Annotated in this window: 17 protein-coding genes and 1 pseudogene; 9 read left to right on the top strand and 9 right to left on the bottom strand. The window is 69.9% G+C overall.

The window, feature by feature from the left end; genetic code table 11:
• Nucleotides 1-7: 7 nt before the first annotated feature.
• From ACFV2X_RS16430 to ACFV2X_RS16420, 3 genes are all read right to left on the bottom strand, one after another.
• On the bottom strand, nucleotides 8-559 hold the full coding sequence (locus ACFV2X_RS16430) for an amino acid synthesis family protein (RefSeq protein ID WP_385616685.1): 552 nt from the start codon (nucleotides 557-559) through the stop codon (nucleotides 8-10).
• Complete coding sequence (locus ACFV2X_RS16425; RefSeq protein WP_385616683.1) at nucleotides 556-1,167, bottom strand: amino acid synthesis family protein; 612 nt, start codon at nucleotides 1,165-1,167, stop codon at nucleotides 556-558. The genes ACFV2X_RS16430 and ACFV2X_RS16425 overlap by 4 nt, the downstream gene beginning before the upstream one ends.
• A gap of 115 nt (nucleotides 1,168-1,282) precedes the next feature.
• Complete coding sequence (locus ACFV2X_RS16420) at nucleotides 1,283-2,437, bottom strand: LLM class flavin-dependent oxidoreductase (RefSeq protein ID WP_385616681.1); 1,155 nt, start codon at nucleotides 2,435-2,437, stop codon at nucleotides 1,283-1,285.
• A 179-nt stretch (nucleotides 2,438-2,616) separates the two neighbouring features.
• On the opposite strand from ACFV2X_RS16420, the gene ACFV2X_RS16415 reads away from it, so the two are divergent.
• Nucleotides 2,617-3,534 carry a flavin reductase gene (locus tag ACFV2X_RS16415; protein ID WP_385616679.1) on the top strand — a complete coding sequence of 306 codons (918 nt, stop codon included), beginning with the start codon at nucleotides 2,617-2,619 and terminating at the stop codon, nucleotides 3,532-3,534.
• Between the two features lie 82 nt (nucleotides 3,535-3,616).
• On the top strand, nucleotides 3,617-5,044 hold the full coding sequence (locus tag ACFV2X_RS16410) for a purine-cytosine permease family protein (RefSeq protein ID WP_385616677.1): 1,428 nt from the start codon (nucleotides 3,617-3,619) through the stop codon (nucleotides 5,042-5,044).
• A 117-nt stretch (nucleotides 5,045-5,161) separates the two neighbouring features.
• Here ACFV2X_RS16410 and ACFV2X_RS16405 read toward each other — a convergent pair whose 3' ends face one another.
• Entirely contained in the window at nucleotides 5,162-5,383 is a 222-nt protein-coding gene (locus ACFV2X_RS16405) for a hypothetical protein (protein ID WP_385616675.1), read from the bottom strand.
• 260 nt (nucleotides 5,384-5,643) lie between these two features.
• On the opposite strand from ACFV2X_RS16405, the pseudogene ACFV2X_RS16400 reads away from it, so the two are divergent.
• A pseudogene (locus ACFV2X_RS16400) lies at nucleotides 5,644-6,669 on the top strand (PHP domain-containing protein); the annotation flags it as partial.
• 21 nt (nucleotides 6,670-6,690) lie between these two features.
• Here ACFV2X_RS16400 and ACFV2X_RS16395 read toward each other — a convergent pair.
• The 4 genes from ACFV2X_RS16395 to ACFV2X_RS16380 form a co-directional block, all read right to left on the bottom strand.
• A complete protein-coding gene (locus ACFV2X_RS16395; protein ID WP_385616673.1) occupies nucleotides 6,691-7,527 on the bottom strand; it encodes a carbohydrate ABC transporter permease in 837 nt (278 codons plus the stop codon).
• Complete coding sequence (locus ACFV2X_RS16390) at nucleotides 7,524-8,504, bottom strand: carbohydrate ABC transporter permease (RefSeq protein ID WP_385616671.1); 981 nt, start codon at nucleotides 8,502-8,504, stop codon at nucleotides 7,524-7,526. Before ACFV2X_RS16390 ends, ACFV2X_RS16395 begins: the two co-directional genes overlap by 4 nt.
• Entirely contained in the window at nucleotides 8,501-9,805 is a 1,305-nt protein-coding gene (locus tag ACFV2X_RS16385; protein WP_385616669.1) for an ABC transporter substrate-binding protein, read from the bottom strand. Before ACFV2X_RS16385 ends, ACFV2X_RS16390 begins: the two co-directional genes overlap by 4 nt.
• Before the next feature lie 116 nt (nucleotides 9,806-9,921).
• Complete coding sequence (locus tag ACFV2X_RS16380) at nucleotides 9,922-11,154, bottom strand: aminotransferase class V-fold PLP-dependent enzyme (RefSeq protein WP_385616667.1); 1,233 nt, start codon at nucleotides 11,152-11,154, stop codon at nucleotides 9,922-9,924.
• Nucleotides 11,155-11,428: 274 nt separating this feature from the next.
• Here ACFV2X_RS16380 and ACFV2X_RS16375 point away from each other — a divergent pair, with 274 nt between their 5' ends.
• The 6 genes from ACFV2X_RS16375 (at nucleotide 11,429) to ACFV2X_RS16350 (ending at nucleotide 18,446) form a co-directional block, all read left to right on the top strand.
• Nucleotides 11,429-12,142, top strand: coding sequence for a FadR/GntR family transcriptional regulator (locus tag ACFV2X_RS16375; protein ID WP_385616665.1), 714 nt, complete (start codon nucleotides 11,429-11,431; stop codon nucleotides 12,140-12,142).
• A gap of 158 nt (nucleotides 12,143-12,300) precedes the next feature.
• On the top strand, nucleotides 12,301-12,924 hold the full coding sequence (locus ACFV2X_RS16370) for an extensin (protein WP_385616663.1): 624 nt from the start codon (nucleotides 12,301-12,303) through the stop codon (nucleotides 12,922-12,924).
• 133 nt (nucleotides 12,925-13,057) lie between these two features.
• On the top strand, nucleotides 13,058-13,738 hold the full coding sequence (locus ACFV2X_RS16365; protein WP_385616661.1) for a class I SAM-dependent DNA methyltransferase: 681 nt from the start codon (nucleotides 13,058-13,060) through the stop codon (nucleotides 13,736-13,738).
• A 60-nt stretch (nucleotides 13,739-13,798) separates the two neighbouring features.
• Nucleotides 13,799-15,718 carry a SpoIIE family protein phosphatase gene (locus tag ACFV2X_RS16360; protein WP_385616659.1) on the top strand — a complete coding sequence of 640 codons (1,920 nt, stop codon included), beginning with the start codon at nucleotides 13,799-13,801 and terminating at the stop codon, nucleotides 15,716-15,718.
• 71 nt (nucleotides 15,719-15,789) lie between these two features.
• Entirely contained in the window at nucleotides 15,790-17,685 is a 1,896-nt protein-coding gene (dnaK, locus tag ACFV2X_RS16355) for a molecular chaperone DnaK (protein ID WP_385616657.1), read from the top strand.
• Nucleotides 17,682-18,446: a YoaK family protein gene (locus ACFV2X_RS16350; RefSeq protein WP_385616655.1), complete on the top strand. Its 765-nt coding sequence runs from the start codon at nucleotides 17,682-17,684 to the stop codon at nucleotides 18,444-18,446. Before dnaK ends, ACFV2X_RS16350 begins: the two co-directional genes overlap by 4 nt.
• Here the strand turns inward: ACFV2X_RS16350 and ACFV2X_RS16345 are convergent.
• Complete coding sequence (locus ACFV2X_RS16345; RefSeq protein ID WP_385616653.1) at nucleotides 18,437-19,627, bottom strand: CdaR family transcriptional regulator; 1,191 nt, start codon at nucleotides 19,625-19,627, stop codon at nucleotides 18,437-18,439. The two genes, ACFV2X_RS16350 and ACFV2X_RS16345, sit on opposite strands and share 10 nt — an antisense overlap.
• Nucleotides 19,628-19,757: the final 130 nt, after the last annotated feature.

Raw genomic sequence — 19,757 nt, 5'->3', positions numbered from 1 at the left:
CCGTCGCTCACTGTTCCGTCGACAGAGGGGCCAGCCGGGCGTGCGGACGCCCCTGGGCGGCGGCCGCCAGACCGATGACGATCTCGTCGGCGCGCGGCCCGTCCGGCACCCGCACCTCGATGCTCTGGTGGTGCGAGCGTACGGTCGCGTCGGTGACGTGCTTGAGCGGTATGTCGAAGACGGTGCCCGCGGCGGCCCGCTTCTCCACCGCAGGCAGCAGGGTCGTCGCCTGTGCGGCCCGGCGGAAGTGGTCGCCGAACTTGAGCGTGTGGATCAGCCCGGAGCCGTGCTCGACCTCCCCGTCCAGGCCCACGATCGCGGCCTTCCCGTACGCCTCGACCGGCGCGCCCAGCGCCTCGACCACCCGGGGGGCGAGCAGCTCGCCGAGTTTCGGCGCGACCTCGTCGATCCCGGGCAGCAGATCCGCGACGTAGCCCTGCCCCGCCCAGGGGTTCTCGATGACGGCGACCACTACCGCGGTACGGGCCGGCGGGTCGACCGGGCGGCCGCCCTCGGTGTGGATGTCCTCGGTGAAGGTGATGATCTTGCGGATGTTCACTGGGCGGTCTCCAGATCGGCGAGGCGGACGAGGGGGTCGGTGGCGCGGTCCCCGATCCGCGCGTTCGGCCGGGGGCCGGCAGCGCCAGCCGCGACCACGACGATCTCGTCCGGCCGGGGCGCGTCGGGGACGCGGATATGGCAGGTCTGGTAGTGCGAGCGGGTCGCGGCCGCGGTCTTGTGCCACAGCGGTACGGTCAGCGGCTCGCCGGCCGGGAGCCGGTCGTCGCTGAAGACGATGATCGAGGTGCCCTCGGTCAGTTCGCGGAAGACATTGCCGAAGAACGGCGTGTGGATCAGCGCCCCGCCGTGCTCGATCTCCCCGTCGAGCCCCACGATCGCGGCCTTGCCGAAGGACTCGATACGCCCGACCCCGCCCAGCGCCTCGCTCACCCGGTCGGTGAGCAGCCGGGCGAGACCCGGCGCGATCGCCTCGACCTCGGGCCCCAGATCGGCGACGAAGCCACGGCCGGCCCAGGGGTTGCGGATCACCGCGGCCGCGGCGGCCCGGCGCACCGGTGTGGCCACCGGGCGGCCGAGCTCCAGCAGCAGCTCATCGGTCACGGTCACCACTTTCCGCAGCCCGGTCAGGCCGTTCGCGGCACTCACCGTTCCTCCCGCTCAGTCTTGGCGCGCTTCAACGCGCGGGCTTCCTTCGTCACTGCTCGCTCCTCCGTCGCTGCGCGGCTCCTCAGTCCAGCCCGCACAGCGCGCCAAGACACGCTCATGCGGCGAACTCCGGCATGACCTTCTCGGCGAACAGCTCCAGGCTGCGCATCGCCTTGAGGTGCTCAAGGCCGGGGTGGGTGGTCCACAGCAGCAGATGCTCGAGACCCACCTCGTCCCGCAGCTCGGCGATCTTCTCCGCGACGTACTCCGGGGTGCCGACCAGCAGATTGCGCCCGTGCAGAAAGTCGAAGGACAGCTCGTGGGCGTCGGTGAGCTCTTCGCCCGCCTCCATCAGATTGGCCAGGCCCCGCCAGTGCATGATCCACCGGTAGGTGGTCATCAGCGACTCCTCGAAGTCGGCGCGGGCCTGCTCCATGGTGTCGGCGACATAGACGTCGCGGACCAGGCCGATGCCCTCGCCGAGCGCGTACTCGCGCCCCGAGGCCCGACTCGCGGTGTCGCGGTAGAGCTCGAAGCGCTCCTTGAGCGCCGAGACCGGGGGCAGCCAGAACATGCCCTGGACGCCGTCGGCCGCGGCGGCCTGGATCGAGCGGGGGCTGTCGATGACCTGCCACAGCGGCGGGTGGGGACGCTGTAGCGGGAAGGGCGTGACCTGCATCTTGGTGATCACCCCGGCCTCGGTGTAGTCGGGGGTGGCAGGGGAGAGCGGATGGTTCCATTTCACCCCCGGGGCGGGAAACTCGTAAAACTGTCCCTTATGAGAGAAAAACTCTCCGCTCCACGCCTTGCGCAGGATCTCCACGGTTTCCTCGTACAGCGCGCGGTTGCGCTCCTGGTCGCGCGGGTCGGCCAGGGCGTTGAGGTTGAGCGCCTCCCGCCCGTACAGACCGCGTCCGAGGCCCACCTCGACCCGACCGCCGGAGAGCTGGTCGAGCATGGCGATGTCCTCGGCGAGCCGCAGCGGATGCCAGAAGGTGGCGATGCTCGCGGCCTGGCCGATCCTGATGCGCTCGGTGCGGGCGGCGATGTCCGCGCCCATGAGGACCGGGTTCGGGGTGATCTCGATCGCCTCGTGCCCGAAGTGGTGCTCGGTGTACCAGGTGGACCAGAAACCGGCCCGCTCCGCGGCGATCGCGAACTCACGCGCCTCGTCCATGACATGGGAGTAGGAGCCGAGCCGTCCAGGCGCTCCGAGGTTGTGAAATATCGAGAACCGCATCCGATGATCCTCCAGCTCGTGCTGTGCCATGGCAGTGAGGCTAGGAGTCCGGTTCTGGCTCGTCAAGGGATCGCTTCCAGGTAGCGACATTGACCTGTGCATTTCTTGTCCAGTAGCGCCTTCGGGGTTCTTTCTGCTCAAGGTGTTGACACTGGTCCGTGTCGTTCTTAGCGTCCTCTGCCATACAAGAGCTGAGTGAGGGAACCGTCATGACGCGAACTCTTGACCGCACCGCCCGCATCCGCTCCGCCTGGCAGGCCGCTTGGGATCAGGGCCGCCTCGGAGCGCTCGACGAACTGCTCAGCCCCGGCTATGTCCGGCGCCGCGGGCCTGCCGCCGCGCCACAGGACCGCGAGCAGTTCAAGGACTCCGTACGCGCCGTCCGACGGGCCTTCCCCGATCTGCGGACCGAGATCGAGGAGATCGTGGAGGACGGTGAACGGCTGGCGATCCGCTGGCGCTCCACCGGCCGCCACACCGGGGACTTCCTCGGTGTGCCGCCCACCGGCCGGCCGGTGGAAGTGTCCGGCGCGACCTTCTCCCGCTTCGACGGGGCCGCGGTGGCCGAGGAGTGGGTCACCTTCGACTCCCGTCAGCTGCTGGAGGCGCTGGGGATCGTCACCACCACCAAAGAAGCCGCGGTCGAAGCCGACCTGGTGCGCGCGGTGCACCGCAAGTTCATCACCGGGGTGACCGTCGTGACCTGCGACGACGACGGAAAGCCCAGGGGGCTGGCGGTCAACGCCTTCGCGAGCATCTCACTGGACCCGCCCATGGTCCTGGTATGCGTCCAGCGGAGCTCCACCACCCACCCCGCGCTCCACCGCGCCACCCACCTCGGCATCAACATCCTCGCCGCCGACCAGCTGGACGTGGCCAGGACCTTCGCCTCCAAGGCCGACGACAAATTCGCCCCGCACCCCTGGAGCCCCGGCGGCCATGGCTCGCCACTGCTCGACGGGTGCTGCGCCCAGCTGGAGGTGGAGATCGGCGAACGGCTGGAGGCCGGCAGCCACACCGTCTTCACCGGCCGGGTGGTCTCCGCCAGCCACGACGACCTGGCGCCGCTGGTCTACAGCGGCGGAGGGTTCTTCGACATCTCGCAGACGGCGCCCCTGCCGTGGTGAGCCGAGCCGGTCCGCGCCCGCACACCTCTTTGTGTCCCGCCACCCCCCGACGCCCCTCTCCTCCCGTCCCCAGGAGCACCCCATGACGCACGACGCCCCGGCGCCGGTGTACGGCAGCGCGGTCACCAAGGTCGAACCCTTCGGGGTCGACCACATCCCCGACAGCGAACGGCACGGCAAGCCCAGCTCGCAGTTCTTCGTCTGGTTCGCCGCCGGTCTGAACTTCCCCATCATCCTGCTCGGATTCAGCGCGGCCTGGTTCGGGCTGAGCTTCACCGCCGCCGTGGTCGCGATCGTCCTCGGCGCCGCTCTCGGCTCGCTGCTGATGGCCGTGATGTCCAAGATGGGCGTACGGCTCGGTGTGCCGCAGCAGATCCAGGCGCGCGGCCCGCTCGGCTTCTTCGGCAACTTCCTGCCCGTGGCCTACATCAATGTCTTCGCCGGGATCGGGTGGGCGGCGGTCACCGTGATCCTGGGCGGGAAGGCGTTCGCGGAACTGACCCGTCTGCCGTTCTGGCTCTGCGCCTTGGCACTGACCGCCGTCGAACTGGTGGTGTCCGTCTACGGCTACAACATGATCAATTACCTCCAGCGGGTGCTCACTTATGTCCTCACCCCGCTGTTCGCGATGATCACGGTGGTCGCCGTGGTCCGCGGCGGAGGCACCTTCGACGCCGACCCGCACGCCAAGGGGTACATCGGTGGCACGGGCGGCTGGATCACCTTCGGCGGCTGGTTCCTGTCGTTCCTGGTCGCCTGGGCGCCGTTCGCCTCCGACTACTCGCGCTATCTGCCCGACTCGCCCCAGGTGGTGAACCGCACCGCCTGGTACACCGGGCTCGGCAACTTCGTCACCATCTGCTGGCTCGGCATCCTGGGCGTGCTGGTCGGCGGCAGCGCCACCAGTACGGACTCCATCACCGCCCTGCACGAGCTGGCCGGGCCGTTCGCCGTCCCCGCGCTGATCGCCATCACCCTGTCCGCGCTCGCGCAGAACTTTCTCAACGTCTACGGCGGCGCGATCTCCGTCCAGACGCTGAAGGTGTCGGTCACCCGCACCCAGGCGGTCGTGGTGATCTGTCTGCTGGCGTACGGCATCAGCCTGTGGGGCGAGTCCGGGACCGAGGACAAGTTCAAGGTCTTCCTCAACCTCACCGCGTACTTCATCGCCCCCTTCGCGGCCGTGCTGCTGCTCGACTACCACCTCGGCGGGCGCTCCGACCGGGCCCGGATCCCCGAGCTGTACGACCGGAGCCGGGTGCTCGGCTGGGGCTTCGTCGCCTGGGCGGGCGGGGTGCTGGCCTCGGTGCCGTTCTGGCAGTCCACCTTCTACACCGGGCCCTTTTCGGCGGCGTACCCGGGCGCGGGCGACCTGAGCATGTTCGTGGCGGCCGGCGCGTCCGTGGTGCTGTACCTGCTGACCTACCGGCTGCGGCCGCTGTGGGTGCGCGAGGACGCCGCCGCGCCCGGCGCACGCGCGGAGGAACCCGCGGCGGTCACGGGCTCCTGACGGAGCAGCACGGAACAACACGGAGCAACGGAGTATCCGGTGGCGGGCGGCACTGCTACGGCGGTGCCGCCCGTTCGTGTCCGCGGAGGTGTTACGGCCCGGGGAGCCGGGCCCGCCTCAGCCGCTCGCCCGGTCCATGGTCTCGTGCAGGGCGGCGCGCAGCCGGTCGCGGGCGCCGACCAGATGTGCGCGCAGGGTGGTGAGCGCGAGCTCACGATCGCCCCGGCGGGTGGCGTCCAGCAGCATGGCGTGGTCCTCGGCGGGGGCGTGCAGATCGACGTCCTGGGCGTTGGTGATATCGAGGACGACCGCGAACGTGGGCCGGTACTGCTCCCACACCGCGATCAGCCGCCGATGCCCGAATGGCCAGGGTCAGGGCCAGGCTCTCCAGGGAGTCGCGCAGGGTGTAGAGCTCTTCGACGTCCTCGGCGCCCAGGCCGGTGACGTACACCCCGCGCCGCTGGGAGGCGACCAGACCGCAACTCGTGGGCGACGCGCTCGCCCAGAGAGTCCTCCCGCTTGACCGGGCGCCGGAAGCGGGAACACGCGACCCTGAAGAGGGGGACCGGGAGCCGGCGGAGGGAAAGGCAGGGCATGCCATGGAACCCGTGGAGGCGCTGGACCGGATCGCGTTCCTCCTGGAGCGCGCCCAGGCTCCGACATACCGCGTGCGCGCCTTCCGTGCGGCCGCCGAGGTGGTGTCCCGGCTGCCCGCCGAGGAGGTGGTGCGGCGGGCGGCCACCGGTGCGCTGCGGTCGCTCAAGGGAATCGGGCCTACGACCTTCCAGGTGGTCCGGGAGGCGCTGGCCGGAGAGGTGCCCGGCTATCTGGCGAAGCTGGAGGAGGAGTACCAGGGCGGAGTGTCGGCCGAGCGGCCCGGGGCCGCGCTGCGGGCGGCCCTGCACGGTGACTGCCATCTGCATTCGGACTGGTCGGACGGGGGCTCGCCGATCGATCTCATGGCCCGTACCGCGGCCAGCCTCGGCCACGACTGGGCCGTGCTCACGGACCACTCGCCCCGGCTGACCGTGGCCCGCGGACTGTCCGCGGACCGGCTGCGCGAACAGCTGGAGGTGATCGCGGAGCTGAACGGCCGGCTCGCGCCGTTCCGGCTGCTCACCGGGATCGAGGTCGACATCCTCCTCGACGGCTCCCTGGACCAGGAGCCGGAGCTGCTGGACCGGCTCGACGTGGTGGTGGCCTCGGTCCACTCCAAGCTGCGTATGGACCCCCGCCCCATGACCCGCCGGATGGTCGCGGCGGTCAGCAATCCGCTGGTCGACGTGTTGGGGCACTGCACCGGGCGGCTGCTCGACGGGCGCCGCCCGGAGTCGCGGTTCGACGCCGACGAGGTGTTCGGCGCCTGCGCCGCCGCGGGCACTGCCGTGGAGATCAACTGCCGCCCGGAGCGGCTGGACCCGCCGCGCCGACTGCTGCGCCAGGCCGTCCAGGCGGGCGTCTTCTTCTCGATCGACACCGATGCCCACGCCCCGGGCCAGCTCGACTGGCAGATCGACGGATGCGCCCGGGCCGAGGAGTGCGGCGTCCCCCAGGAGCGGGTCGTCAACACCTGGACGGCCGGCCAGCTGCTGACCTGGACCCGTATCCGTCGGCCCCCGCGCCGGGGGCGCTCAGCCCATCACCGCTTAGCCCTTCACCGCGCCCGAGGTCAGCCCCTGGACGATATGGCGGCTGGCGAAGGCGAACAGCACCATGGTCGGCACGATGGTGAGCACGGCCGCCGCGGACATCGAACCCCAGTCGATGTTGAAGCTGGAGATAAAGCCGTTCAGCGCCGTGGGGATGGTCTTGTTGGCGTCGCTGTTCATGAGGGTGACCGACAGGAAGAGCTCGTTCCAGCAGTTCACGAAGTTGAAGATGAACGCGGCCACGATGCCCGGCTTCATCACCGGCAGCAGCACCCGGAAGAGCGCCCCGAAGCGCGAACATCCGTCGATCATGGCCGCTTCCTCCAGCGCGTCCGGGACGTTCTCGAAGAACCCGCGGAGCATCACGGTGCTGAACGGAATGCACACCGCGATATAGACGAGGATCAGCCCGAGCCGGTTGTCGACCAGGTTCAGCTGGGTCATCATCGTGTACAGCGGGCCGAGCGCGATGAAGGACGGAATCATCTGGGTGACCAGGGCGGCCATCAGCAGCGCCGTCTTGGTGCGGAATTCGAACCGCGCCAGCACATAGGCCGAGAGCACGGAGATGGCCGTCGCCACCGTGCCCGCGACCGTCGCGACGAGCAGGCTGTTGGTGAGGTAGTCACCGAATTGGGCCTTGCTGAACAGCCCGCTGTAGTTCTCGAAGGAGAAGTCCTTGGGCCAGTAGGCGAGCGGGAAGGCGAAGATGTCGCCCGGGGCCTTGAACGAGGTGATGGTGATCCAGTACAGCGGGAAGACCGTGATGACCAGCCAGATCGTCAGAAACGTGATCCGGATTGCGCGTCCCGCGAAGGACTCCTTGCGTATCAAGACCTCGCTCCCTTCTTCTCGCGGGTGGCCATGAGGTAGAAGACGGAGAACACCAGGAGCAGCGCGACGACGATGAGCCCGAGCGCCGAGGCCTTTCCGTAGTCCCCCTGCTGGGTGATCGTGATCATCCAGGTGGTCACGATATGGGTCTCGTTGGACGGTCCGCCGCCGGTCATTCCGAAGATGATGTCGGGGAAGTTGAAGATCCAGATGACCCGGAGCAGCACGGTCAGCGCCAAGGTGGCGCGGATATACGGAATGGTGACCTGGAACAGCGTACGGACCTTGCCCGCGCCGTCGAGTTCGGCCGCCTCGTACAATTCGTCGGGGATGGATTGCAGCGCCGCCAGGATCATGATGGCGAAGAAGGTGACGCCGTACCAGACATTGGCGATGATGACGGCGGTCATGGCCGTTTTGGGCTCAGCCAGCCATGGAATCGGCTCGTCGATCAGCCCCACCTTTGACAGCAGGTCGTTGACGACGCCGAATTCGCTGTTGAACATCCAGCGGAAGAGAATGCCGATGAGAAATCCGGAGATGGCCCACGGGAAGAAGATCAGCGCCTGGTAGAGGCCCCGGAAGCGGAAGCGCCGGCGCAGCCACAGGGCGATCGCGAAGCCGATCACCAGCTGGGGGACGAGTGAGGCGACCACCCAGATCAGGGTGTTGTCGAGCACGGTGTAGAACACCGGGTCGTTGAAGATCGTCTGGAAGTTCTTGAACCCCACCCATGAGATGTCGGTGAGGTCGTTGAGGTTCCAGTTGCGGAACGCCATCTGACTGCCCGAGATCATCGGGTAGTAGATGAAGACCGCGACGAAGAGGGCGGCCGGGGCCATGAACCCGGCGATGCCCAGGCCCCGGCGGACGGTGAACACCGGTTTACGGGAGCGCGGGTCCGTCGTCTTGAGGGGCGCGGGCCGGGCGCCCCGCCGGGTGGGGCGCCCCGCCTGCTTGGAAGTCGACAGGCTCACGTCTGGCTCTTCCACTTCTTCGTCCAGTACGCGTCCCAGCCGGCCAGCAGCTCCTCGGGCGTCATCTTGCCCAGCAGCACCTTCTGCACCTCGGCGTCGGACTTCTGGACCCACTCGGTCCACCAGGACGCGTCACGCGGCTGGGTGACGGTGAGGTAGGTGTCCGGGTTCTCGGTCATCGTCACATAGCTCGCCCAGGGCCCGGTCCGGTAGAAGGAATCCTCGCCCGCGCCCTTGAGGATCGGCACCAGGCTGTTCTCCTTGGTGAAGGTGGTCGAGGCATCGCCCTGCGAAAGGAACTCGATCAGCTTGATGGCCTCCGCCTTGTGCTTGCTGCCGGCGGCTATGCCCCAGCCCGCGCTCGCCACCGGCTGGATGGCCTTACCGCTGGGGCCGGCCAGCAAGGGGGCTGTGGTCCACTGGTTCTCCTTGATCGACTTCGACTGGCGCACCGTGGCGATGACCTCGGGGTCCTGGAGCAGGAATGCCGTGGAGCCGTTGGAGAAGCCCTCCACCATCTCGGGGTAGCCCCAGGCGACGGACGAGGGCGGCGACGCCTTCTTGAACAGCTTGAGGTAGGTCTTCATGGCGTCGAGCGCCTCGGGCGCCGAGAAGATCGTCTTGCCGTTGGTGAGCTTGAACCCGTTCTCGCGGTCGATCTTGTCCGCGACATACGCCTCGATGACCGCGACCGCGTTGCTGTTGGCGTTGGCCCCGCCCCGGAACGCATAGCCGTACTGGCGCTTGGAGGGGTTCTGGATCTTGCTCGCCTGGTTCAGCAGCTCGTCCCAGCTGGCCGGGGGCTGCTTGAAGCCCGCCTCCTTGATCAGATCGGAGCGGTAGAACAGGCTCAGCCCGTAGAAGCCGTAGGGGATGTAGTACGTCCGGCCCTTGGCGTCCTTGGAGTACTTGACGGCGTTGTCGGTGAGGTCCTTCCAGCCGGACCAGCCCTTGAGGTCCTTGCTCATGTCGTAGAGCCAGCCGTTGGTCCCCCACGGCCCGGCGGTGATGTCCCGCACCTCGAGCGCGTCGACCCCGCTGCCGGACTGCAGCATCTGCTGGATCTTCTGGTCCGCCTGGTCGGTCGGCGGCGAGATGAGATCGACCTTGATCTTCGGATTCTTCTTCTCGAAGTCCGCGATGAGCTTCTTCAGGACCGCGGTGCGGCTGGGGTTGGTCAGGCTCTCCACCATCTTGAGGTGGACTGAGCCGTCGCTCACCCCGGAGGTGCAGCCCGTCATGGCCGTCATGACCGTGGCGGCGGCCAGGCCGAGGGCGATGACTGCCTTCCTTCTTCTCATCCCTGTCCTCATTCTGTGGAGTTCCGTGGTATTTCTGTGGGAGTTCCGCGGGCGTCGATATGCGCCACGGGCGACGTGGCGGGTCATGAAGGTGTGTCGCGTGTGTCACGCGTGGTTCACGGGGCGACGCCCGGTGTGCGGGCCCATTCGGCGAGCTGCGGGACACAGCGCTCGGCGAAGTACTCGAAGTCGGCCGCGGTGTTGTACACATGCGTCGACAGACGGAAGTAACCGACACCGCCGAAGCTGGTGAAGGCGGCTTCCACAGCAAGTTCGCGGGCCACCCGGTCGCGTAGTGCGTCGGCCTCCAGGCGGGTGGTGCCGAGCCCCGCCGGCAGCCGCACCAGGCGCATGGCGCCCACCGGCATGCCGACGTCCACGGCCGCGCTCTCGCCCATGACCTCGGCGAAGGCATCGCCGATGACGCGCTCCGCGTAGTCGGCCAGCTCGCTCATATACGTACGGGCGCGCTCCCAGCCCCAGGTGGTCTCGATGAAGTCCGTCGCGGCCGACGCCGCCAGATAGCTGGTGGCGTCCACCGTCCCCTGGGTGTCGAACCGGTCGGGGAAGGGATCGGCCGCGCCCCAGGAGTCGATCAGCGGATACAGCTCCTCGCGCAGCGGACCCCGGGCGACCAGGGCCGCGGTGCCGCGCGGCGCGCAGCCGAACTTGTGCAGATTGGCGATCCAGAAGTCGCAGTCGAGCCCCGCCATCGGATCGGCGAGCAGACCGGGCACATGCGCCCCGTCCACCAGCAGCGGAATGCCCCGCTCCCTGGCTACCTCGGCGATCCGCTCCACCGGCATCCGACGGGCGGTCGCCGAGGTGATGTGGTCCAGCACGATCAGCCCGGTGGCCTCGCTCAGCTCGGCCACCAAGGCCGCACAGGCCTGCTCCTCATCGGCGTCGAGCGGTACGTGCGCGGTACGGACCGTGGCGCCCCGGCGCCGGGCCAGCCGCTCGGCTCCCATGGTCACCGCCCCGTACCCGTGGTCGGTCACCAGGATCTCGGCGCCGGGCCGCAGCGGCACATTCGCGTAGACGACGCTCGCCCCACCACTCGCGTTCGGCACCAGCGCCAGATCCTCGGGCGCGACGCGCAGAAACCCGGCCACGGCGGTCCGGGCGGCCGCGACCTTGCCCGGAAGCGTCGCGAACCACAGCACGGGTGACCGGTCCATCTCCTCGCGCAGCCGCTGCTGCTCGCGCTGCGCCACCACCGGAACCGCCCCGAAGGAGCCGTGGTTGAGATGGCGCTCCCCAGGGTGCAGGGACCACGCCTCCGCGGCGGGGCGGCCGTCGGCGAGGAGCAGGGGGCGCGGCGCTGTGCTGACGTCGGTCTCGCTCACGTGACTGGACATCTCCCGGAAATCGGGCCGACACATCAGACGCTTATCGGCGATAGGTCTGATGACTTGGCTGGTGGCTTGGCCCGGGATCCTGGCACGGCAGCAAGGATGAAGGCAATAGGTGTACGTCCCCGATAAGTCATCTGATGACTTGCCGCTGGCTCGGGCGAGAGATCTGATGACTCGATAGAGTGAGAACCTGAGGCACGGCGCCGTTCGCCGAGCCGCACGGCCGTCGCCGAGCCACGGGGGCGGGCCACGGGGAAGGGAAGCGATGTCCGCAGTCGACAAGGCCTTTCATGGCCTACGGCATATGATCGCCACCGGCCGGCTGGTCGCCGGGCAGCGCATTCCGCCCGAGAACGAGCTGTGCGACGAGCTGGGAGTCTCTCGAGGATCCCTCCGTGAGGCGGTGCGCATGCTGGCCGCCCTGGGCGTCATCGAGCCGCGCCACGGCTCGGGGACGTACGTCTCCCAGCTGCGCCCGGAGGACATCGTCGGCAGCCTCTCGCTGACCGTCGACCTGCTGCCCCTCGAGGGGCTGCTGGAGATGTTCGAGATCAGGCGCGTCCTGGAGTCCCACGCCGCGGCGCAGGCGGCCGCGCGGATGACGCCCGAGACGATGGCCACGCTCTTCGAGCACATCGAGGCCATGGAGGCCACCGAGGACCCGACCGAGGTGTCCGAGCTCGACCACCGCTTCCACGCCGAGATCGCCCGGGTGGGCGGCAACCCCACGCTCGGCTCGCTGCTCGGGGTGTTCCGCGCGCGCTCCCGCGCCTATCAGGTGTTCACGCTGCCCGAGGGTCCCGGCATCAAGCGCGCCAGTGACGAGGATCACCGGGCGATCGCGGGAGCCATCGCCCGGCGCGACCCGGCGGCCGCCGGAAACGCGGCCGCGGCGCATGTCGCCCACACCGAGAAGTGGCTGCATGCGTTTCTGCCCGGTCGGCCCGATCCGGCCGACACCGAGGACGCGGACGCGTAGCCGGCTGCACACCGCCCCCGCCGCGCCGCTGACCAGGCATCGAGGGACGAATCGCCCTGCCGTGTAACAACTCCGTCTCGGAAATGCCGTGCGGTCGAAGGGGCAGGCTTTACTGGTCAGCCGTAGCGAGGACATGTCATACAGGAGACTCGAGCGAGATGGGCCGACACAGCCGCCCCACCCCTGCGCAGCAGGCACGTGCCAACACGATCAAGGCTGCCGCCGCCCTGGGGGTGGCGGGCACCATCGCCTTCGGTCTCCACTCGTCGGTCGGTGGCGACAAGACCGTGCAGGCGCGCTCCGACGTCAGCTCCCAGCCGGCCGGGACGCCCGAGACTGACGACCCCGCCGGCTCCGACCGGCCGAGCGGCGCGCACCGGTCCACCGACACCGACCGGCCCAGCGACGGGGGCCTCGCCCCCAGCGCCTCCGCCAAGCCGAAGCTCGTACAGGACGGCGGCGGCTCCTCCCGGGACGACACCTCGCGGACCCGCGAGCCGTCGCACACCCCGACGACCGCGCCCACGAGCGACCCCGGTTCCACGGCGCCCTCGACCTCCAAGCCGGACACCACGAAGCCGTCCTCGCCCAGCCAGGACCCCACCACCGACCCGGCCACCCCCGGCGGCGAGTCCGACGACCAGCAGCCCGGCGGACAGCATTCCGGCGGTCAGCAGGACACGGACACCGGGAAGGGCGAGGACCACGGGCTGGTGGGTGGTGTGATCGACGGCGTCGGCGACACGGTCGGCGGCGTGCTCGGCGGCCTCCTCGGCGGCTGAGGGTCCCCCGGGGCGGTCCAAGGGGCAGCCCACAGGGCCGGTCCAATGGGTGGTCCACGAGACCGCGCGGGCATGGTGCAAATCCGTACCAATGTGGAAATATGAGGTAACCGGGTCTGCGAGGGATGTCCGCGTGCACGACAGGATCAGCCGGACGGATTACGAGAACATACGGCTCGACCGCACGGGTCAGGCCGAGGCGTTCGATGCCATCGGCGACCGCTACGACGAGGCCTTCCCGTACAAGGAGGGGCAGCTCACCGCCGGGCGGTGGCTGATCGACGCCCTGCCGGCCGGCTCCCGGGTGCTCGACCTGGGCTGCGGCACCGGCCTGCCGACCGCCCGCCAACTGGTGGACGCCGGATTCGAGGTGGTCGGCGTCGACCTCTCGTACGGAATGGTGGAGCTCGCGCGACGCTATGTCCCGGAGGTCACGTTCCACCGGATGGACATCGCCGATCTACGGCCTGGCGGCCCCCGGGACCTCGGCCGCTTCGACGCGGTCACGGCCTTCTTCTCCCTGCTGATGCTGGGCCGCGACGAGATCCCGCTCGCCCTGCGGACCGTACGCCACGTCCTGGTGCCCGGCGGTCTGTTCGCCCTGTCGATGGTGGAGGCCGACGTGGACGACTTCTCGATCCCGTTCCTCCACAGCACCATCCGGGTGTCCGGCTATCTCCGGGAGGACCTGCACGCGGTCGTCAAGGCAGCCGGATTCGAGATCGCCCAGGAGACCTCGTACACCTACGCCCCGGAGGCATCGGACGTGCCGCCGGAGGAGCAGATCTTCCTCACTTGCAGGAGGTCCGACTGAGGGCGGCGCCTCATGCGGCCGCCGCGGCTTAACCACGACCCCGACCGAACCGACAAGCCCATGGTTCACCGCATCCCCTGTGAAGGCCCTGACCGGCCCGCCACCGGGGGCGAGCGGCCGACCGCTCCCCCCGGCCGGGTGGAGCGCGCGGCGCCGACGGACCGCGATGCTTGGTGCGAGGCGGCGCGCGGGACCGGGGCGCAGACCGAGCGGCTGCGCTACCTCGACGAGGCGACCCGCCGGATCGCCCGCGGCATGGACCCGGAGGAGACCCTGTGCGAACTGTCCCGGGCCGCCACTCCCGCCTTCGCCGACGCGGCGTTCATCCATCTGTGCGACCCCCTGCCGGCCGGGGACGGGAAGCCCGGCGGGCCCGTGGCGCTACGGCCGCACACCACCGGCCCCGGCCCCCCGGCCGCCCAGCCGTGCGCACCCGCCGCACCCCCGGACCCAACCGACACACAGGACTCCGCGCCGGCCGCCGAACCGGCCCTGGTGCCGGATGTGGCCCCCGGGCCCGAGTCCGCGCCGGTGACCGTCACCGGCCGGTTCGCCGACGTGCTGCTGGCCGGGCGGCCGGTGTTCGGCGACGCGCCGGGGATCGCGCCGACGGTGGGCCGGCTGCTGTGCGACACCGCGAGCGGCCACCGGCCCGTACCGTCGGCCCGACGGCTGATCGTCGCCCCGCTGCGCGGCCGCCACCACGTCATCGGCGCCGTCACGCTGCTGCGCGAGCCGGGCCGCCCCGCCTTCACCCCCGACGATCTGCTGGTCGCCTCCCAGCTCGCCACGCACGCCGCCCTCGGCATCGACAAGGCGGTGCGCTATGGACGCGAGGCGTCGGTCGCGGATGTGCTGCAGCGCGCCATGCTCCCCACCTCACTGCCCGAGGCCACCGGCGTCCGACTGGCCAGCCGCTATCTGCCCGCCTCTGAGACCGCCCGGGTCGGCGGCGACTGGTACGACGCCATCCCGCTGCCCGGCAACCGCGTCGCGCTGGTCATCGGCGACGTCATGGGCCACTCGATGACCTCCGCCGCGGTCATGGGCCAGCTGCGCACCACCGTGCAGACCCTCGCCGGGCTCGATCTGCCGCCCGAGGAGGTCCTGTACCACCTCGACGAACAGGCCCAGCGCCTGGGCAGCCAGCACATCGCCACCTGCCTGTACGCCATCTACGACCCGATCGCGCACCGGCTGCAAGTGGCCAACGCCGGCCATCCGCCCCCGCTGCTGCTGCACCCGGACGGCCGCGGGGAGGCGCTGCGGGTCCCGCCGGGGGCGCCGATCGGCGTCGGTGGCGTGGTCTTCGAATGCGTCGAGACCCACGCGCCCGCCGGAGCGACCCTGCTGCTGTACACCGACGGCCTGGTCGAGTCCCGTGAGACCGATGTGTGGACCGGGGTGGAGTCGCTGTGTGTCCGGCTGCGTGTCGCCGCGGCCCACGCCCGCGCCCCCATGCCGCCCGAGGACCTGTGCGATCTGGTCCTGGGCCCCCTCGACCCGAGGAACCAGGACGACGACGTGGCGCTGCTCGCCGCCTGCTTCGACGGCATCCCCTGGCACAACGTCGCCTACTGGTTCCTCGCCCCCCACCCGCAGACGCCGCGCCGGGCCCGCCGGCTGGCCCGCAGAACACTGCACCGCTGGAACCTTGACTCCTTGACCGAGTCCACCGAGTTCATGGTCGGCGAGGTGGTGACCAACGCGGTGCGCTACGCCACCCGTCCGCTGTCGCTGCGGCTGCTGCGTACGGATGTGCTCCGCTGCGAGGTGGGCGACGACTCGCCGCAGCTGCCCCGGATGCGCCACGCCCGGCTCGGCGACGAGGGCGGCCGCGGCCTGTTCCTGGTCAACCATCTGGCCGAGCGCTGGGGGGCGACGAGGCTGAGCACGGGCAAGGTGGTCTGGTTCGAGCAGCGCATCCCCCGCCGATCAATAGAGCCGGCCAATAAAACTCGCAAAGGTGTTGTTTTATAGCATTGAGCATGAATCGGATCACTCTGTGAAGGGCTCCCATCTCGTAGGACTCGCAGGAGAGGAGTGCGGAGATGACCCGCGCAGTCGGGATCGACCTGGGGACGACGAACTCCGTGGTGTGTGTTCTGGAGGGTGGTGAGCCGACCGTCATCACCAACACCGAGGGCACCCGGACGACCCCTTCCGTGGTGGCCTTCGCCAAGAACGGCGAGGTGCTGGTGGGCGAGGTGGCCAAGCGTCAGGCGGTGACCAACGTGGAGCGCACCGCGCGGTCGGTCAAGCGCCACATGGGGGAGGCGCAGTGGCGCTTCCCGGCCACCGGCGAGGTGGACGGCAAGCGCTACACCGCGCAGGAGATCTCCGCGCGTGTGCTGCAGAAGCTCAAGCGTGACGCGGAGGGCTACCTCGGCGAGGACGTCACGGACGCGGTGGTCACCGTCCCGGCGTACTTCAACGACACCCAGCGCACCGCCACCAAGGAGGCGGGCGAGATCGCCGGCCTGAAGGTGCTGCGGATCATCAACGAGCCGACGGCCGCCGCCCTGGCCTACGGCCTGGACAAGGAGAACGACCAGACCATCCTGGTCTTCGACCTCGGCGGTGGCACCTTCGATGTCTCGCTGCTGGAGATCGGCGAGGGGGTCGTCGAGGTCAAGGCCACCAACGGCGACACCCACCTCGGCGGCGACGACTGGGACCAGCGGATCGTCGACCACCTCGTCACCCGGTTCAAGAACGGGTACGGCGTCGACCTGTCCAAGGACAAGATGGCGCTCCAACGGCTGCGCGAGACGGCAGAGAAGGCGAAGATCGAGCTGTCCGCCGCGTCCGAGACCACCATCAACCTGCCCTACATCACGGCGTCCGACGAGGGCCCGCTGCATCTGGACGAGAAGCTGACCCGCGCCCAGTTCGAGCAGCTGACCGAGGATCTGCTGAACCGCTGCAAGGGGCCGTTCCACCAGGCGATCAAGGATGCCGGGATCGAGGTGTCCGATATCGACCATGTGATCATGGTCGGCGGCTCGACCCGGATGCCCGCCGTGACCGGGCTGGTCAGGGAGTTGACCGGCAAGGACCCACACCGGGGCGTCAACCCGGACGAGGTGGTCGCGGTCGGTGCCTCGCTCCAGGCCGGTGTCCTCAGGGGTGAGGTCAAGGACGTCCTGTTGCTGGATGTCACCCCGCTGTCCCTCGGTATCGAGACCAAGGGCGGCATCATGACCAAGCTGATCGAGCGCAACACGACCATTCCGACCAAGCGCTCGGAGATCTTCACCACGGCCGAGGACAACCAGCCGTCCGTGCAGATCCAGGTCTTCCAGGGCGAGCGCGAGATCGCGGCGTACAATAAGAAGCTCGGCATGTTCGAGCTGACCGGTCTGCCGCCGGCCCCGCGCGGCGTGCCGCAGATCGAGGTCGCGTTCGACATCGACGCCAACGGAATCATGCATGTGTCGGCGAAGGACCTCGGCACCGGCAGGGAACAGCGGATGACCGTCACCGGCGGCTCCGCGCTGCCGAAGGACGACATCGACCGGATGATGCGCGAGGCCGAGCGGTACGCGGAGGAGGACCGCCGCAAGCGCGAGGCGGCCGAGACCCGCAACCAGGCCGAATCCCTTGTCTACAACACCGAGAAGCTGCTCCGCGACCAGGCGGACAAGGTGCCGCAGGACGTGCGGCAGGAGACCGAGGCGGCCATCGCCGAGCTGAAGGAGACGCTGAAGGGCGAGGACTCCGGCCGGATCCGCGCGGCCACCGACAAGGCCGCCGCGGCCGCGCAGAAGATCGGTACGGCCATGTACGCCCGGGCTGGGGCTCAGGGCGAGACCGCCGGGCCGGCCGGTGGCGCGGGTGGCGACGGCGCGGGCCCGGAGCACGGGGCCGACGACGACGTCGTCGAGGCGGAGATCGTCGACGAGGACCGGCCCAAGGGGGACGGGTCCAAGGGGGACAGCGGATGAGCGACCCCCTGCCACCCCGGGACGGCGGCCCGGCGGGCCCGGCCGGCGGCTTATCGGGCCGGCGTGGCGGATGTGGCCGGCTCGAGCCGGGCGGCGGTGCCCTGACGGCCGCCGTGGCGCTGACCGTGGCCACCGGTTCGATGGACGCCATCGCCTTTCTCGCGCTCGGCGAAGTGTTCACCAGCGTGATGACCGCGAACCTCTCGCTGCTCGGCATGTCGGCGGGGACCCGCGACCCCGCGCTCGCCGGCCACGCCGCCGTCGCGGTCGGCGGCTATGTCCTCGGCTCGCTGGTCAGCGGGCGGATCGTCAGGGGGCCCGACAAGAGGCGGCTGGCGCGCCGGGCGCTCGGGGTGGAAGTGCTCGCGCTCGGTGTGCTGTGGGCGCTGTGGGCCGCCGCCGACGGCCACCTCGACGGAGGGTGGCGGCAGGGGCTGCTGGCGCTGGCCGCCGTGGCCATGGGAGGGCAGAGCGCGCTGGTGCGCGCCGTCGCGCCGCCCGGGGTCTCCACCACGTACTTCACCGGCATGCTGACCAGCCTTTTGGCCGACCTCGTCGCCACCGGCCGGGTGCGCGGGTTCAGCGTGGCGCTGCTGTCCGCCCTGGTCGCCGGGGCGATCGGGGGAGGGGTACTGCTGACCCTGGCGCCGTGGGCCGCGCCCGGGCTGCCGACCGGGCTGGTCGCCGCCGTCTGGCTGGGCTCCCTCGTGGGCCGAGCGCGCAGGGAGCGGAGAGCCGGGGGAGTGGCGCGTCAGCGCTGAGTGTCGAGCTGGTCGGCCAGACAGGCCAGGTACAGGGCGAGCGTGGTGCGATGGTCGCGCAGCGGGCGGCCGCTGATCTGCTCGATCTTGTTCATACGGTAGACGAGGGTGTTGCGGTGGATGTGCAGCGCCGAAGAGGCGCGGACCAAGTTGAAGCCGTTCTCGCACCAGGCCACCACGGTGTCCCGGAGCACCGGCCAGTCCGGCTGCTCGCGCAGGTCCGCGGCGGTGAGCGCCAGCAGCCGGGTGCGGGTGTGCTGGCCGGTGGCCGCGAGCAACTGGTGGGCGCGCAGATCGGAGACGAGGTGCACCGGTAACTCGGGCGTGACCCGGGACCCCAGGCGCAGTGCGTCGCACGCGTCCTGGTACGAGTCGTGCAGACCGCCGACCGAGGTGGCCGGCTCCCCGATCCCGACCCGGGCCTCGAGGCCGTGCTGGACACCTACGAGATCCGTCAGCCGCTGACAGGCCGTCATCACCCGGCTGGCCGACCGCTGTTCCGGCAGCCGGTGCAGCACCCCGATCCACCCCGGTGCCGCCCCCGCGACCACGTCCTGCGGATCGGCGAACACCTCCCGTACGGTGCGCAGCAGCTCCGAGCGGACCAGCGAGGTGTCCGGCACGGGTGGCCCGGCACGATGGCGGGCGCCGCTCGTCCCACCGGACGCGGACACCTCGACGACCACCGCGATCCGGCGCAGCCGCAGATCGAAGCCCACCTCGGCGGCGCGGAAGACGACGAAGTCCGGTTCGACGACCGCGGCGTCGTACGTGGCGACATCCGCGAGCAGATCCTCCAGTACCCGCTCCCTGACCACCCGTGAGCGCAGGACGGCCGATTCGCGCAGCAGTATCTCCGTCTGCCGTTTGACCACCAGACCGAAGCGCCGCACCTGGGCGGGCGTACCCGTGATGCCGACCGTGCCCACCGCGTGTCCGTCCATGACCAGCGGCAGTGTCACCCCGGCGCGCACCCCCTTGAGCTCCTGCGCCTGGGTGGCGGTGTGGATGGCGGCCTCCTGAGTGCGCATCACCTCCACGGAGGCCTCGTGGAAGGTGCCGATGCGGCTGCTGTCACCGCTGCCGATGACGACGCCCTCGCTGTCGGTGATGAGGACGTTCAAACCGATGACCGCAGAGGTGTCCCCGGCGATCTCCTGGGCGAGTGAGGGGCTGAGCACGAACTGGATCCTCCGGCCGGTGGGCTGGACGCACCGTACAGCGCCATGGCCCCGGTTCGCCACACATTCATACGGAGTGACCAATGACCGTGCGGTTCCGCCACTGTGACAGCTTTGCGGACGGGGAGCC

It is taken from the genome of Streptomyces sp. NPDC059679 (assembly GCF_042734105.1).
In the GTDB taxonomy this organism is placed as follows: domain Bacteria; phylum Actinomycetota; class Actinomycetes; order Streptomycetales; family Streptomycetaceae; genus Streptomyces.
The sequence above is the reverse complement of the archived record's forward strand: the minus strand, read 5'-3'. Positions and strand labels throughout refer to the sequence as shown.